Below are 15507 nucleotides of genomic sequence, written 5' to 3' on the forward strand. Positions count from 1 at the left end.
TTGACCCATCCTCCGCATTTTGCTACATCGGAGGCTGTCAGGCGGCTTCCGCGACGGACTCGGCGGGGGGGCGCCAGAGGACGATTTCCCTCCCCGGCGGACGCTCCGGAGCGGGCAGGGCGAGACGCTGTGGGGGACATAGAGCGCATAGCGGAGCGTCCCCTCTATGCAACGGAGCGTTCGCGGGCGGCACCCATTCGATGTGCGAGCCGGGACCGAAGCCGACTCGCTTGCTCTGAGCCCCCAGCTTGAGTTTGGCCCCTTTGAGCTGGTCTTCGGACAAGCCCACAGCGGCGCCCCGAGCAAAGACCTCGGTCGCCGATACGGAGCCCCCGGCCAAAAGGTCCGCCAGCCAAACGACCACCGGCGATGCTACGTCCTCGCTGCGCTCGTCGATCTCGTCCAGCCAAACGAGCGCGGCGGCCTTGTCGCCGGGGTCGATCCGGTAGGCTAGGGGGCGCGGGGCCGCCAGGTTACAACCCACGTCCGTCATGACGCCGCCCCCGTCGGCCGGCTCGAAAATGAAATTCGACCGGGCGACTCCGGCCAAACCGATCGAGCCAATGATGCGATTTTTGGCGCTCGACTGGGGTCTCTTGGTCAGGTGCGTCACCACAACCACCGCAGCGTTCACGTCTTCGGCGATTTTCTTAAGCGGCATCAGTATCCGCCGCAACGCCCCGTTCTCGGTCGCGCCCCGGGGCAGGTAGGCGCTGATCGGGTCGATCACGACCAGCCCGGCCCCCACCGACTCGACCTTTTCGGCCAGCAATGCGACGTCGCGGCCGAGATCGAATGGCGACGCGGGATCGTCGTCGCCGCGATGGACTGCCTGCACTTGATGGACTCGGGCCATGTCGGCACCCGCGGCTTCAAGCCGGGGCCGCACCACGCTCGCCGAGTGGTCCTCCGCGTTCAGAAGGACTACGTCCCGGGCTTCGCCCGGCGGCGTGAGGGGCTGAGGTCTGCCGCGGCTGAGCGCGGCGGCGATCGCGAGCGTGGCGAGGGACTTCCCGGACTTGGGCTCGCCCGCGAACACGGTCAGCATTCCGTAGGGAACGCGCTCGTCCAGCAACCAACCCACCTCCTCGCCGACGACCTCGCTGAACGGGCGCGTCACGAGCTTGGCTGTGTGGTCCGGCGGGCGTTTGGTCGTGCGCGTCATGCGCGACCGCCTTCCTCGATCCCACGGTGGATCCATGAGTGCGCCCTGCGGGATGCTATCTTGCCGGCATGGAGGGCGGGCTGGGGGAGTCTGCCGGCGGACCAAATCCGCCCCGGGGCGCGACGGCTGGCAGCCAGGGTCGCGATGGACGAGAGCGTTTCGAGAGGCGGACGTTCGGGGCCGGTTTCAGGAAGCGAGGCTGTCGCGGCTTGTTGCGCGGGGCGGGGGAGGGGCATGCTACTCGGCATGCGGGGCCTTTCGTGATGTTCAACGAGGTCCACGTGCGGGCTTGATCGTGTTACGGCGAAAATACGAGCGGCCGGGGGTGGGGGTGGCACCCCGATCAAGCCTGCGATCCCGGGCATATTGAAACGAAGGGCGAGCGAACTGACAAGGAGGGCACCTACGGATGGACACCCGGGCGGGTCTCATGTTTCAAAAAAGAATCATGAGACCCCCAGGGCGCCGACAAGGTGCCAACCAGCACGCCGTCGAATCAGCCCACGAGTCGAATCGTGCAACCGGGGCTGTGAGGAATGACGTAGATTCGCTCCGCCATCGGAACGTCGGTCGTGGTCCCGGCTTCGTCGTCGGCTTCGCCGGCGTCGGTCGGGCCCCAGTCGGCTTCGTCGTCGGCGTCGTCGAAGAGGCCGGCGAAGGGGTCGTCACCACCTAGAGCCGCGTCCCGCGCGGCCCGGATCTCGGCGGCCGTGCGGGCGGTTCGGCGGACTTCCCGCCAGGCTTCAGTCGTCGCGTCGAACGATTCGGCGGGACCGGAGACGCCGCACCACGCGCAGGCGAGCGTGTTGGCAGGGTCGACCGGCGGCGAGAAGAGGTAGCGGCACGGCTTGCCCGATTCGTTGTGCCATCGCCAGCGGCGGTGGGAAAAGAAGGCGACGCACCGTTGCTGACTGTCGGTGCAGTGCGGACACTGAGTCGTGGATTCGGGGAAGCGGGAAAGGGCGGCCTTCAACGTGAGTCCGGGCGCGGAACCGGCGCGGGGCGTCGGCGGGGGAATCATGATTGGCATGGTGCTGCCTTCGGATGAGGCGTTCGTGTTGCATGCCGCGGGTGCCCCAGGGCGGGGCGGTCGCGTATATCCGGGAAATCCGGTCGCAGGGGCTACCGTCGTGGGAGGACGGGCCTGTACTGCTACCAGCATAGTAGGCCGACCAGCCCCGACGGCAAGGGGGCGACCAGTCGGCGGATGAGGTGGGGTGAGCTGGTGAGGCGGCCAGTCGGCGGATGAGGGCGATATATCTGACCGGGCGAATCCATCGAAATTCCTGCGTTTTCACCAGAGACACCAGAAACAACAGTCTCTCCACGAATCTCCAGTCTCTTCAGTATCTCTAGTCTTTCCAGGAATCTCCATGAGCCAACAGATTGATTTATCGATTCGCGGTTCGCCTTCGGCTCATCCGCGAATCGATGTTCGCTTCGCTCTTCCAGGGGCTGCCGCCCCTGGACCCCGCTTGTACGTGGTTCGACGTGGTTCGATGGCGACGTGGTTCGATGGCGACGTGGTTCGATGGCGACGTGGTTCGATGGCGACGTGGTTCGACGTCCGCGCCGCGTGCAGCGAAGGTCCGGGCGAGCTGCCCAGCACGTTGGGCCGCGTGTTTCAAAAAAGCATCACGGCAGCGATTTTCTTCGATTGATATTGTTGTTGCAATCTCGCAGCCTATGGCAGCATCAGGTCTGGGGAGCGAACATCCGCTCCGCCGGTCTTCTCAGGAATGCTCAACGATGCCCACCCAGACCCCGACCATCATCCCGACCCAGCAACGCCGCGCCGTGGGTTCCCGTCGCGCCACGTTCGGCTTCGCGCTCGCCCGGGACGAGATGCCGATGCTCGACCTCCTGCTGGCGAGCCTGCCCCCGCGCACAACCGTGAGCGCCGCCATCCGCACACTGCTGTATGCAGAGGTCGCCCGCCTTGAAGCCGCCGCCACGCTCGCCGACTGACGGCTGCACCCGGTCGCGCGCACCGGCCCATCCCCGCGCGCCCCTCACTTCCTCATCCCGGCCCAGCCCCAATGCGAAAGGACCGAGGCGGGTGCAACCGCCGCGGTCCCGGAGTTCCATGAGCAGCATCGATACTACGCCAGCCGTCGCGCCGAGCAACACCGATTCCGACCTATCCGACGCCGCCCGTTTCATCCGCAAGGCGGAAGAGATCCACGCCGCGGTCGACCCGCGTATTCCGGATTACAGAGCCGCCTTCAAGCTCGCCCGCGCGCTCAGGGGCGTCAGCGCCGACCCAACCCCCTTGGCGCCCGCCGCGGCTCACTTTTGCGTACTTCAAGGCCGGGATTTCGATAACTTCTACGGCGGGTACTTCCTCCGCGCGTTCGCCCTGGTGCGCTTCCCGGGCGACACCAACCCCCTGGCGCTCGCATGGATCGTGGGCGAAGTGACTCCGTATCCGTGCCTGGACCTGACTCCCAAGTACAAACGCTTTGTCTCGATGTGTTACTTGTTGAGTCGCGGGAACCCGGGGCGGACGTTCTTCGTCGCGCGGACACAGTTGGAGCAACTGTCCGGCTTGAAGTCGAACACCGTGACGCAATTCTTGCGGTGGATGGGCGACGAAAGACTGATCGTCTGCGTTTCGGACGACTACACGTTCCACCCTCGAAAGGGCGATCTCGCCAAGTCCAAGGAATACAAGTTCGTCGGCCCGGACCTGCCACCCGCGCCGTCCGACGAACCCGACGCCCCTGCTGGCTGGCCGCTCTATCTCGACGACGTGGTTTACCCAGACGAATCCGATCCCACGTCCGCGCCCGTTGCCCTGGACGTCGCGCCCGAACCCGACCAGGTCGTCCGCGACCAGCTCGTCGCGGAGAAGCCCGCGCACGTCGTGGAACCGACGCCGGCACCGGAGTACGAAGACGACCCGAGGGACGGCGATCCGTGGCCTTTCGGCGACGACGAGCCCTCGCCGCCCCCGCCCGCCCCGATCGCTACGCCGCGGAATCCGAGTGAAAAATGGGAGGAGGTGCGCCGCCGGGCCGAGACCCTCGCGCGGACGCCGACCTTCCTGCGGCGTTTCGAGGACAACCTGTCCAACCTGGAGGACAAGGCGGTATCCGCCGTGCTCCAGCTGACCAAGCTCGGGACGATCCAGGAAGTGCGCGCCGAGGGGGCCAAGAGTCGCGAAGGCAACCTGGCCAGCTTCGACGACTTCCATCGCATCCATCGCGACTTCCCTGTCCGGCTCTCCGTCGGGCGGTACGTGTTCCACTACGACGACGTCGCCACTAACCTGCTCAACGACGTGACGTCGTCCTCGATGTACTCCGCTTGGATCGACCTGCGTTCGCGATACCCGCACGAGAAGCGGCTGGGCGTCATCTTCCCCTGGTCGCGGGTCAAGACGGGCGTACGCGGCTGCGGGAGTTTCTGCGTCCTCCACAACCATCACAGCGACGTGGCGCAGCGGGACCGGAGCTTCCGGATCTCGTTCGCGCTCAAGTCCGGCCTCCTGCTCCACCTGGAGCCGCTGCCGGCGTTCGTCGCTTCTCTCGCGGTGTCGGCCGCCTGCCCTCCCGTTCCCGAGCCAGCCCCCGCCGCCGCGCCCGTCGGCCCCGCGCCCGCCGGCCCTGAGAGCTGGTCGCTCGATCGCGACGACGTGATGCCCGCCGACGAATCCGCGCCCGAGCCCGTTTTTCCGGACGATGCGCCCGAGTCTGGGTCTGTCAGGAAGCCGATGAGACCCGCCTGGTTCGTCGCCGCGCGGGCCGCCTTATCTTCCTGAATCCCCGACCCTTCTCCCTCCGGAATCCACCGCCTTGTCCGAACCATCTCCCGAAGTCTGGAACCCCGCCTGCGCCGTTCGACCACGCCTACTCGGTCTCGACCTGGGGCCGCTCCGCCCATGGCGAGAAGAACAGCTGCGCCAAGCTCACCGACGCCGACGTCGCGACTATCCGATCGCTGGTTGGCGAACTTACACAGAAAGTGATCGCTTCGCGGTTCGGGATCGCCCCTCAGACCGTCTCAAACATAGTCACCCGGCGCACCTGGTCCCACATCTGACCAGCTGGGCGATTAACGTTAATCGCCGGCCCTAAACCATTACGAAAATGGGATTTGCAACGCGACTCGGCCCTTTCCGCGATCTTCCCCTAGACCGCTGGCAGGGCTTTTTTTCTCGATTTCTCCACTACCCCCCTTGCCGCCGTAATCGATCGCCCTAAGCATTTCAACAGAGACCAGGCCCCTCCCTGCGCGTTGGGGCCCCTCGACCGGACTTCCCGGATATACGCGACCGCTCCGCCCTGGAGCACACGCGGCATGCCCCGCAAACGCCTCATCTTGAAGGCAGCAACATGCCAATCATTCTTCCTCCAACGGCGCCCCGCGCCAGCTCCACGCCCACTCTCGCCCCGCTTCTCTCCATCACGGACCTGGCGCAGCACCTATCGTGCAGTCGCCGCGTAGTCGAACGACTTCGGGCCGCAGGTAAACTGCCCCGGCCCGACCTGCACGTCGGGAAAATGCCGCGGTGGCGGGTCGAGACGATTCGCACCTTCATCGAGAATGGCGGCCGCCCATGACGGACGCCCCAGCCTCCTCTTCCTCGTTCCCGGGGGCCGACCAGCCCCCGGGAGTCCGGGAGTCTCGGACTTCTCCGGGCGCGAATCTTCGATTGATCACGGGCTATGAGCCCGAAGCCCCGGCTTCCGCAGCCGGACTACGGCCCGACCGGATGATCCTCCCGTGGGACCACGACGCCGCCGTCGCCGCTGACAGTGCCATGAGCGCCCTGGAGGCCGCGCCCGATCTTTATCTGCAAGGCGGCAAGCTGGTCGAGTTCACGCCGACAAGCGAGACGCCGCGACTTCAACCGCTCGACCAGCCGCGAATCCGCGAGCATCTCGACCGCCGCGTGGGGTGGTTCAACGTGGCTACCGGCAGGACGATCTCGCCGCCGCCCTCAGTCCTGTCACTGGTCTTGGCTCGCGCCCCCGACGGCCGCTTTCCCGTGGTTCGCGGCGTGCTCGACGCGCCGACGATCCGCCCCGACGGCTCGATTCTTTCCGTGCCTGGTTACGACCCGCTCACGGGGTTGATCCTGGCGCCCAACATCGTCATCGAACCGACCCCGGCGAATCCCTCGCTGGAGGACGCCAGAGCCGCCTGGGAGCGTCTCCGCGGCGAAGTGCTCGTGGACTTCCCGTTTCGCGGCGACATTGATCGAGCGGTCGCCCTGGCGTCGCTTCTCACGCTGGTCGGGCGGCCGACCTATTCCGGCCCGACGCCGCTGTTCGGCGTGTCGGCGAACCGCCGGGGGACCGGCAAGGATCTTCTCGTGCGATCACTCGCGACGATCGCCGCCGGCCGTCCGCTGGACTCGTCGCCGCCGCCCGAGTCCAACTCCGAGATGCGGCGACGCATCACGGCCATGGCGCGATCGGGCGTCCGGGTCGTGTTGCTGGGCAACGTCACGGAACCGTTGGGGGGCGCCGCCCTGGAGGACGCCATGACGACCGTGAACTGGACGGATCGCGTCCTCAATCAGAGCACCATGACGCCGTCGCTCACCCTGTCGCTGACATGGTTCGCGACCGGGAACAATCTCCGTACGAAAGGAGACTTCGCCCGCCGCATGCTCCCGATCCACCTGGCGTCGGCCGACGAGTTCCCCGAGATGCGGACGGGGTTTCGGCACGACAGCCTACTCGCCCACGTCGCGGCCGACCGAGCCTCATTGCTCCGCGACTGCCTCGTGATCCTGCGGGCTTTCCACGTCGCGGGGCGCCCCGAGCCGCCGACTAGGCTGGGAAGCTTCGAGGCGTGGTCGGAGGCGATCGCCGGCGCCGTCCACTGGGTGACGGGCGTGGACCCGATCGCCGCGCAGGCCGCCGTCGTCGCGACGGATGTTGGGGAGGATTTCCGCCGTCGCCTCATCGAGGGCTGGGCCGCGATCCCGGGAGGAACCGAGGGCCTGACGGTCCGCGACGCCGTCGCGGCGATCCAGACCCGAGACGACCTCGCCGGCTTCCGCGAAGCCCTCGAGGCGGAGTTCGCCACGAGCGATCCGCGCGTTCTCAAGAGGAAGCTCGGAAACCATCTCCGAACGCTCTATGGGTGCGTGGTCGACGGTCGCGTCCTGACCAAAGTCGGACGGGACGGCGTCCAGAACGTGGCCCGCTGGGCGGTCCGGCCGCAAACCCTATAGGAGTCGAGGGGGCGGGATCGTCGCCGGCGGTCCCGCACCCCTGATTCGAACTCTGAGACAACAGGAGAGGAACTCGATGGCGAGTCTGCGAAAGCGTGGTAGGGCTTGGTATTACCGATTCACCGACGCCGACGGCCAGAAGGTCGAGAGGAAGGGATGTTCCGACAAACGCGCGACCGAAGAGCTGGCTCGGGCCGCCGAGTCCGAGGCCGCGAAAATCAAGGCAGGGCTGGTCGATCCCCGCGACCTGGTGCGGCGAGAGCATGAGGCCCGACCGATCGGCGAGCATATCACTTCGTGGGGGGACGCAATCCGGGACAAGGGAGGGACGCCGCGTCACGTCTCCATGTCGGTTTCCCGCGTCCGCCGCCTCGTGGCGATCGTTCGAGGGGCGGCGCTTTCCGATGTCGAGTACCCACGAACCGCGAAGCGCGCCGACCTGCCCCAACATGAAGCGAGGGTGGCCGGGTGGCTGGCGTCGGCCCGGCTTGGCGACCTGACGACTGAAAGCGTGCAAAAGGCCCTGGCGGCGCTCCGGTCGCAAGGCATGTCGCTCCAGTCGCTCAACCATTACCGCGCGGCCGTGCGGTCGTTCGCCATCTGGTGCCACGACACGAACCGCACGCGAGAGAGCGTCTTGCGAGGGGTGAAGACGTACAACGCCAAGGAAGACCGACGCCACGATCGACGAACCATCGCCGTGGCCGAACTGCACAAGCTCGTGGAAGCCGCCCGCACCGGCCCTGTTGTTCTGGGAATGACCGGCCCGGCCCGAGCCTTGTGCTACCGGCTGGCCGTCGCCTCTGGCTTGCGGTATGCGGAGCTGGCGAGCATCACACCCGCGTCGTTCGACTGGACGGCCGATCCGCCCACCGTCGCCGTAAGCCCCGCCTACACGAAGAACGGCGAAGCCGCGACGATGCCTCTGCCTGGCGACCTGGCAAGCGACCTACGGCCCCTCGTGACGTCCACGGCCAATGATGCGGCCGTCTTCCCTCTGCCCGTCGACAAGGGAGCCGAGATGCTGCGCGCCGACCTGGCGACCGCCGGCATCCCCTACGTGGATGCATCCGGCCGATTCTTCGACTTTCATTCCCTTCGATGCCAAACCGCGACGTTACTTGACGCCGCCGGGGTGACGCCGCGCGTCGCCCAACGCATCATGCGGCACAGTACGCCCGGCCTGACCGACCGCTACACGAAGCCCCGAGCCGTTGACGTGGAACGCGCGGCCTTGTCTCTGCCGTCGCTACGTTCTCCCGAGCCTTTTCAAGCCGCCCTATTCATCCAGACCGCGACGGGAACCGCTGGTCTTGCCCACCGTCTCGCGGTTCCCTCTGAGGGGCCGAACCCCACCGATCCGGTGAATCACTGGACAGAAGGCCAACCCATAAGCGATGTCTTTGCCCACCATTTGCCCACCGGAGGGGACGGATTGGGGCGGGATCTGTCGCATCCTGACGTTTTGACGGGATCGGATGAGCAATCGGCGATGAAGGGTTCGCCCCGAGAAAAGACGGATCTAGACGCAAAAAGCCGCCTTACGGCGGCTTCTGCGTCGAGTGACCGGGGTGGGGCTCGAACCCACGACCAACGGATTAACATACCTCATCGGCTTTCACCGACCAACCGATCCGCCGAGGATCGGTGTTGAAAGTCTGGACTATCTCTTCGCCATCACAGGCGTGCCGCGTCTAGTCTCTGAGGCTGGGGCCGATGATCCATCGGTCCCTTGCCTGCTGATTACCCAATCCCCTCGGCTTTTCAACCTTCACGATCGCCGTCGCCGGCCTCGTTGTGGTGCAAGGGGCTCTCAGGGCGTCCCAGCATACTGCGGCATCCACTCGTCGCGGTTCGGTTTCTTCCCGCGCGAGGCTCCGAATGCAGTGCAAACCGCAACTGAAGTCCGTTGCTCTACCGACTGAGCTACCCGGTCGCTAAATGTCAAAGACACGACTAAGGTACGCTTTTCAGCCTCGCGAGTCCAGCCCCCGTTGCTCAGCCAAGGCATGTTTGGAACGGCTCGCCGCGCACTCATCGACTTCAGTCGTCACCGTCGGGATAACCGGATCGTCCTCCGCCATCGCGTTTCGCGGCGACCACGGATCGATCGTCCGTACTGGACGCCTCCACGAGCGTCCGGTATAGTTTCGATGCCGACGATTGTTAATCAAGCCTCAAATAATTACGGCCGGGCGGGTTCGTTTTGCGCTGGGGGATCGATCGCGATGGCAAGCCCCTCCGAAGCTTTCGGCTGCGGTGATTTCCGGCGTCAGAACGTCTCACGCCGCGAAGCGCTGCGGGCCGGAGCCCTGGCATTGACCGGCCTGAGTCTGCCGCAGCTCTACGCGAGGGGGCAGGGGGCAGGGGCCAACGGGTTCGGCCGCGCCCGGGCGTGCATCCTCATTTTCCAGTGGGGAGGTCCCAGCCACCTGGACACCTGGGACCCCAAGCCCGACGCTCCGGCGGGCATTCGCGGCGAGTTCTCGACGATCGCAACGAGTACGCCCGGCCTGATGATCAGCGAGCACTTCCCGATGCTCGCGGCGCGGTCGCATCGGCTGGCCGTCATTCGGTCGATGACCCACGACGACGCGGCCCATCTTTCGACGGCCCATCGCGTCGTGACCGGACACCTGGCGCCCCGGCCGAATTCGGACGACGCCGGCCCGTCGCCCAATGACTGGCCCCACCTGGGCGCGCTCGTCGCCAAGGTTCATCCTCGAAGCGGTGCCATACCCGACTCCGTGACGATGCCCTGGACGGTCGCCCACCCGGCGGCGCCCGGAGGGAAGGCGCCCGGTCAGCATGGCGGCTGGCTCGGCAAGGTCTACGATCCATTCCGGATCGACGGCGACCCCAACGCGCCCGATTTCCGCGTGCCGGGGCTCGGCCTGCCCGACGGCGTCTCGCTCGGACGGCTCGACGAGCGGCGGGCGCTGCTGGCGAGCTCGAACGATGCGCTCGACCTCCCCGCGTGGGACTCCTACCAGGCCCGGGCGCTCGACGCGTTGGGCTCGGCCGAGGCGCAGGGCGCGTTCCGCATCGACGGCGAGGCCCCGCGAATCCGCGAGATGTACGGTCGGAACATCCACGGACAATGCCTGCTGATGGCCCGTCGCCTGGTCGAATCCGGCGTCCGGCTCGTCACGGTCAACTGGCACAACGACGGCCAGAACTTCTGGGACACGCACGGCGACAACTTCAACCGTCTCAAAAACGATCTGATGCCACCGGCTGATCGCGGCTTCTCGGCCCTTCTGGACGACCTGCACGCGCGGGGGCTGCTCGACGAGACCCTGGTCGTCTGGGTCGGCGAGTTCGGTCGAGCCCCGAAGATCACCGCCGCCAATGCGGGGCGCGAGCACTGGCCGCGCTGTTATTCGGCCGCCCTGGCCGGCGCGGGAATCGGCGGCGGCCAGATCTGGGGTACCTCCGATCGCTGGGGTGCCTACCCGGCGCGCGACCCGGCCAGCCCCGACGACCTCGGCGCCACGATCCTCCACTCCCTGGGCGTCGATCCGGCCAGCGAGATCCCCGACACCTTCGGCCGACCGATGCGGATCAACACCGGCGCGGCCTTGACGAGCCTGTTCGCCTGACCGATCCTTGGCGAGTGCGGCCGAGCGTCACGCCGCTTTCGGTCGATCTTCAACTCGAGCACGGGAACGCGGATCATGCAGCTCGGCACCGTCACGTACAACATCGCCAAGGATTGGGACCTCCCGACGATCATCAAGACGCTCGGGACGCTCGGTTACGAGGGGGTCGAGCTGCGGACGACTCACGCGCACGGCGTCGAGGTCGGGCTGAACGCCGGGCAGCGGGCCGAGGTTCGCAAGCGGTTCGAGGATTCGCCGGTGCAGCTCGCGGGGCTCGGCAGCGCGTTCGAGTATCAGGCGGCCGACCCGGCCGTGGTTCGCAAGAACGTCGAGGGGACCAAGGAATACGTCCTCCTCGCCCACGACGTCGGCTCGCCCGGGGTGAAGGTCCGGCCCAACGGGATACCCGCCGGGGCGAACCTCGATCAGACGCTGCGGCAGATCGGCCGGGCGCTTCACGAGGTCGGCGAGCACGCCTCCGGCTTCGGCGTCGAGATCCGGGTCGAGGTGCACGGCGCGGTCACGTCCGAGCTTCGCAACCTCGCCAAGATCATCGGGTACGCCGACCATCCCAACGTCTACGTATGCTGGAACTCGAATCCGTCCGACGTGGTCGACGGCTCGATCAAGGAGACGTTCGCGCTGGTGGCGCCCAAGATTCGCGAAGTCCACCTCCGCGATCTCTTCGACGCCCAGTACCCCTGGCGCGAGCTGTTCGCCCTCCTCGCCGGTCAGCAGTACGACGGCTTCACGCTCGCCGAGATCCCCGAAAGTCGCGATCCCGAGCGCGTCTTGCGCTACTTTCGCGCTCTCTGGACCGCGTACCAGCCGAAGGCCGAGGCCGACGGCCGCTGAGGCGTCGAGTCATTTCGCCCGGGACCGGATCAGTCGGGCGATGAACCGGGCTTCGCAGTCGTGAATCTGGGGCCAGATCTGGAGGATGCCGGTCGTCGACGCTTCTTCGAGCGGGTTCGGGAACGGGTCGAGCTGGAACTCGGGATGGTCCGCGAGAAACTTCGTGACCAGCCCCTGGGTTTCACAGAGCGTGGCCGTGGCGACGGTGTAGACGATGACGCCTCCCGGTCGAACGGCCGTGGCCGCCAGTTCGAGAAGCTGGCGCTGGCGCTCCACGAATAGGGCGAGCTGCGGCTTGCGGACGATCCAACGGACCTCGGGGTGACGCCGCCAGACGCCGACGCCCGAACAAGGAGCGTCGAGCAGCACGCCGTCGTAGGTGCCCGACTTGCCGGGCGCGTACTTGCCGTCCCAGACTTTCGCCGCGACGTTGCGGAAGGGGCTCTTGCGCAGCCGCAGCGCGGCCGCGTGACGGGCGGCGTCGTGGTCGAAGGTGGCGATGACCGCCCCCTTGTTCGCCATCTCGGCGCCGAGGTCCAGCGCGTGCAGCCCGGTGCCGCCGCAGGCGACCCACCAGCGCTCGCCGGGGTCGGGATCGCAGACCTTGGCCACGGCCTGCGAAGCGAGGTCTTCGACGACCACGAAGCCCTGATTGACGGGTTCCAGCGATCCCACGTCGGTGTCGCGGTCGAGCTTCGCCGCGGTCTCGATCCGGCGGTGAATCCAGGGCTTGAGGCCCGTGTCGCGCAGCTCGTTCCAGACCGGCTTCTCGGGCTTGCCGCGGACGCCCACCCAGAGCGGCAGCCGGGTCTGTAGCGAATGCAGGAAGGCCAAGCGGCGGCTCTTGGCGGGCTCGTCGCCGGGAGGCACCGGAAGCTCGTCGCGGAGCCAGGCCGGAAACAGCATCCAGGGGTCGGCGGTGACCGTCTTCCCGTCCATGAACCGCTTCAGGCCCTGCGCCCGGGCCGTCCAGTTGGGGGCGTCGCCGCTGGAGAACAATCGGTCGGGGTCGCGCATCGACTTGTTCGCCCAGAACCGGCAGACCGCCGGGACGTCGGGCGCCTCGAGCAGCCAGGCGAGCAGAAGCTGATCCTCGACGTGGACCAGCTTGAGCGGTTCGATCCAGCCCCACCACCGGACGAGCGACGACAACGCGCGGTAGATCAGCCGACGGTCGGCGCGCGGCAGACCGCGCATCGATTCGTGGGCGGCGGTGAGCGAGGTCTCCAGCCGCTTGTCCTTCTCGACGACGTCGCGGAGGACTCCCGGGGCGAGCGAGGCGATCAGGCTGGCGAGCGCGGGGATCGACTTGCCGCGAGCGGGACCGACCGGCCGTCCGCCCGCCGAGAGTCGACGGTTCGTTGAGGGTTTTGAGGTTCTTTTACGAGGAGGTTGGGTGTTTTTGCGCGACATGCCGGAGCGACCTCGGAGGGGGAAATCGAGCGAAAGTCGCCGGCTGACGCGGTCGGCCTGGCGACGGAATATCGGGGGCGAGCCTCAGCGCGATTTACGCTTCTGGGCGGTGCGGCGGTGGGGTCGATAACCCCCTCCGGCGCCGGCCCGCTTGGGAGGCTTCGCGCCCGGGGCGGGGGTCGGCTTGTCGCCGTCCTTAGAAGGGATCGTATGGACGTATTTCCCTTCGCCGAGCGAGCGCTGGGCGTCGGCCATCCGCGATTGCAGGGCGGCTTTGGGAGGTTGAGCGGGGATCAGGGCGTCGCAGCCCGAGCCGATCAGGTCTTGTCGACCGGCCGCCATGAGCGCTTTGCGGACCTCGAAGTAATTCTCGGGCCGGAAGTACTGGAGAAGCGCCCGCTGAAGCTTGCGGTCGCGGAGGTGCTGGGCGACGTAGACCGGCTCGCCGCTGAACGGGTCGAAGCCGGTGTAATACATGCAGGTGGCGATGTCGAACGGGGCTGGGATGAAGTCCTGCACCTGGTCGGGCCGGTAGCCGTTGCGCTTCAGGAACAGGGCCAGGTCGATCATCGCGTCCAGGTCGCTGCCCGGATGCGAGGCGATGTAATAGGGCACGAGGAACTGCTTCTTGCCCGCCTTGGCGCTCGCCGCCTGGAACGCCTCGGCGAAACCGTCGTAGTCGTTCGAGTTCGGCTTCTTCATCAGCTTCAGGACGTTCGAGTCGGTGTGCTCGGGCGCGACCTTGAGATGGCCGCCGACGTGGTGCCGCGCCAGCTCCTCAAGGTACTCGGGCGACTTCTGCGCGAGGTCCATCCGGATGCCCGAGGCCACGAGCACCTTGTCGATTCCCGCCACCTGGCGGCTCTCGCGCATCACCTCGATCAGCGGGCCGTGGTCGGTCCCCAGCAGTTTGCAGACCGTCGGATGGACGCACGACAGCCGCTTGCACTTGGCCTCGACCTCCGGCTTCGTGCAACGCATCTCGTACATGTTCGCCGTCGGGCCGCCGATGTCCGAGACCACGCCGGAGAACTTCGGGTCGCGGCCCATCTGCTGAAGCTCGGTGAGGATCGATTCCTTCGACCGCGACTGGATGATCCGCCCCTGGTGGGCCGTGATCGAGCAGAACGTGCAGCCGCCGAAGCAGCCGCGCATGATCGTCACCGAGTCCTTGACGACCTCGTAGGCCGGAATCCGCGCGCCCTTATACATCGGGTGCGGACGGCGGGTGTAAGAGAGGCCGTAGACGCGATCCATGTCTTCCTGGCTGATCGGCAACGGAGGCGGATTGCAGATGATCGCCTGGCGGTCGTGGTACTGCACGAGCGTCTTGGCGTTGAGCGGGTTCGTCTCGTGGTGGATGGTCTTGGTCGCCAGGGCGAACTTCCGCTTGTCGGTCTTCACCTCTTCATACGATGGCAGCTTGAGGGCGAGTTCCGGCGGGGTCTCGCTCGCGCCCAAGGCGTAGGCGATCCCGCGCATGTCGCGGAGGTCCTTGACGGTCTCGCCGGCCGCGAGCCGTCGGGCGATCTCGACGATCTGCTGCTCGCCCATGCCGAAGACGACGAGGTCGGCCTTGGCGTCGAGCACGATCGACCGCTTGACGGTGTCGCTCCAGTAGTCGTAATGAGCCAGGCGGCGGAGCGAGGCTTCCACGCCTCCGGCGATGATCGGCACGCCCGAAAAGGCTTCGCGGGCGCGATGCGAGTAGGGGATCGTCGCGCGATCGGGACGCAGGCCGATCTGGCCGCCGGGGCTGTAGGCGTCGTCGTTGCGAACCTTCTTGTTCGCGGTGTAGTGGTTGATCATGCTGTCCATGTTGCCGGCGCTGATGCCGAAGAACAGCCGGGGGCGGCCGAACTGCCGCCAGGGGGCGGCGCTCCGCCAATCGGGCTGGCTCAAGATCGCCACCCGAAATCCGGCCGCCTCCAGCACGCGGCCCAGAATGCCCATGGCGAACGCCGGGTGGTCGACGTAGGCGTCGCCGGTGACGAACACCACGTCCACGTAGTCCCATCCGCGCGCGTCCATCTCGGCCCGAGACGACGGCAGGTGCGGAAGCGTGAGCGGAACGAGCGGCAGTACCGGCAGTTGCGTCGGCGCCTCGTTCGGACCCGCGTTCCGGGAAGAGCAGGGGGGTGGGGCGATCGCCACGGGATTCATCATTCTCGATTGGCCAACACGGTAAGCGTCTGATCCAGAACCAGGGAATCTTACCATTATGCTCCAGGCGTCAACCGTAACACAAGGCACGCTGAAGACCCAGCCGCCGTCGCAAGAGG

At 66.9% G+C, this 15507-nt stretch carries 12 protein-coding genes; 8 read left to right on the plus strand and 4 right to left on the minus strand.

Going from position 1 to position 15507, the window contains the following annotated elements:
• Positions 1 to 37: 37 nt before the first annotated feature.
• Together BSF38_RS23970 and BSF38_RS23975 are read right to left on the minus strand one after the other, a co-directional pair.
• Entirely contained in the window at positions 38 to 1165 is a 1128-nt protein-coding gene (locus BSF38_RS23970) for an AAA family ATPase (protein ID WP_076349624.1), read from the minus strand.
• 496 nt (positions 1166 to 1661) lie between these two features.
• Positions 1662 to 2195 carry a hypothetical protein gene (locus BSF38_RS23975; protein WP_145952300.1) on the minus strand — a complete coding sequence of 178 codons (534 nt, stop codon included), beginning with the start codon at positions 2193 to 2195 and terminating at the stop codon, positions 1662 to 1664.
• A gap of 343 nt (positions 2196 to 2538) precedes the next feature.
• On the opposite strand from BSF38_RS23975, the gene BSF38_RS30940 reads away from it, so the two are divergent.
• The 8 genes from BSF38_RS30940 (at position 2539) to BSF38_RS24005 (ending at position 11812) form a co-directional block, all read left to right on the plus strand.
• Positions 2539 to 2826 carry a hypothetical protein gene (locus BSF38_RS30940; protein ID WP_145952301.1) on the plus strand — a complete coding sequence of 96 codons (288 nt, stop codon included), beginning with the start codon at positions 2539 to 2541 and terminating at the stop codon, positions 2824 to 2826.
• Positions 2827 to 2914: 88 nt separating this feature from the next.
• Entirely contained in the window at positions 2915 to 3133 is a 219-nt protein-coding gene (locus BSF38_RS23980) for a hypothetical protein (RefSeq protein ID WP_076349626.1), read from the plus strand.
• A 118-nt stretch (positions 3134 to 3251) separates the two neighbouring features.
• On the plus strand, positions 3252 to 4928 hold the full coding sequence (locus tag BSF38_RS23985) for a hypothetical protein (protein ID WP_076349627.1): 1677 nt from the start codon (positions 3252 to 3254) through the stop codon (positions 4926 to 4928).
• Positions 4929 to 5502: 574 nt separating this feature from the next.
• Positions 5503 to 5730, plus strand: a complete 228-nt coding sequence (locus BSF38_RS32730; protein WP_373926483.1) for a helix-turn-helix transcriptional regulator — start codon at positions 5503 to 5505, stop codon at positions 5728 to 5730.
• A 92-nt stretch (positions 5731 to 5822) separates the two neighbouring features.
• On the plus strand, positions 5823 to 7355 hold the full coding sequence (locus BSF38_RS23990) for a hypothetical protein (protein ID WP_076349628.1): 1533 nt from the start codon (positions 5823 to 5825) through the stop codon (positions 7353 to 7355).
• A 373-nt stretch (positions 7356 to 7728) separates the two neighbouring features.
• On the plus strand, positions 7729 to 9009 hold the full coding sequence (locus BSF38_RS23995; RefSeq protein ID WP_168189446.1) for a tyrosine-type recombinase/integrase: 1281 nt from the start codon (positions 7729 to 7731) through the stop codon (positions 9007 to 9009).
• A 574-nt stretch (positions 9010 to 9583) separates the two neighbouring features.
• The gene (locus tag BSF38_RS24000; protein WP_076349630.1) at positions 9584 to 10957 is read left to right on the plus strand and encodes a DUF1501 domain-containing protein; all 1374 of its coding nucleotides are present in this window, start codon (positions 9584 to 9586) and stop codon (positions 10955 to 10957) included.
• Positions 10958 to 11032: 75 nt separating this feature from the next.
• On the plus strand, positions 11033 to 11812 hold the full coding sequence (locus BSF38_RS24005; protein WP_076349631.1) for a sugar phosphate isomerase/epimerase family protein: 780 nt from the start codon (positions 11033 to 11035) through the stop codon (positions 11810 to 11812).
• Positions 11813 to 11821: 9 nt separating this feature from the next.
• Here BSF38_RS24005 and BSF38_RS24010 read toward each other — a convergent pair whose 3' ends face one another.
• The gene (locus BSF38_RS24010) at positions 11822 to 13225 is read right to left on the minus strand and encodes an RsmB/NOP family class I SAM-dependent RNA methyltransferase (RefSeq protein ID WP_076349632.1); all 1404 of its coding nucleotides are present in this window, start codon (positions 13223 to 13225) and stop codon (positions 11822 to 11824) included.
• An 84-nt stretch (positions 13226 to 13309) separates the two neighbouring features.
• Positions 13310 to 15388 (minus strand): YgiQ family radical SAM protein, encoded by a 2079-nt coding sequence (locus BSF38_RS24015; RefSeq protein ID WP_076351382.1) that lies wholly within the window; start codon positions 15386 to 15388, stop codon positions 13310 to 13312.
• Positions 15389 to 15507 lie beyond the last annotated feature (119 nt).

Source organism: Paludisphaera borealis (assembly GCF_001956985.1).
Taxonomy (GTDB): domain Bacteria; phylum Planctomycetota; class Planctomycetia; order Isosphaerales; family Isosphaeraceae; genus Paludisphaera; species Paludisphaera borealis.

Coding starts and splice junctions, on each gene's coding strand:
- BSF38_RS23970 (WP_076349624.1), bottom strand. CDS start 1,165: ATGACGCGCACGACCAAACGCCCGCCGGACCACACAGCCAAGCTCGTG.
- BSF38_RS23975 (WP_145952300.1), bottom strand. CDS start 2,195: ATGCCAATCATGATTCCCCCGCCGACGCCCCGCGCCGGTTCCGCGCCC.
- BSF38_RS30940 (WP_145952301.1), top strand. CDS start 2,539: ATGAGCCAACAGATTGATTTATCGATTCGCGGTTCGCCTTCGGCTCAT.
- BSF38_RS23980 (WP_076349626.1), top strand. CDS start 2,915: ATGCCCACCCAGACCCCGACCATCATCCCGACCCAGCAACGCCGCGCC.
- BSF38_RS23985 (WP_076349627.1), top strand. CDS start 3,252: ATGAGCAGCATCGATACTACGCCAGCCGTCGCGCCGAGCAACACCGAT.
- BSF38_RS32730 (WP_373926483.1), top strand. CDS start 5,503: ATGCCAATCATTCTTCCTCCAACGGCGCCCCGCGCCAGCTCCACGCCC.
- BSF38_RS24000 (WP_076349630.1), top strand. CDS start 9,584: ATGGCAAGCCCCTCCGAAGCTTTCGGCTGCGGTGATTTCCGGCGTCAG.
- BSF38_RS24005 (WP_076349631.1), top strand. CDS start 11,033: ATGCAGCTCGGCACCGTCACGTACAACATCGCCAAGGATTGGGACCTC.
- BSF38_RS24010 (WP_076349632.1), bottom strand. CDS start 13,225: ATGTCGCGCAAAAACACCCAACCTCCTCGTAAAAGAACCTCAAAACCC.
- BSF38_RS24015 (WP_076351382.1), bottom strand. CDS start 15,388: ATGAATCCCGTGGCGATCGCCCCACCCCCCTGCTCTTCCCGGAACGCG.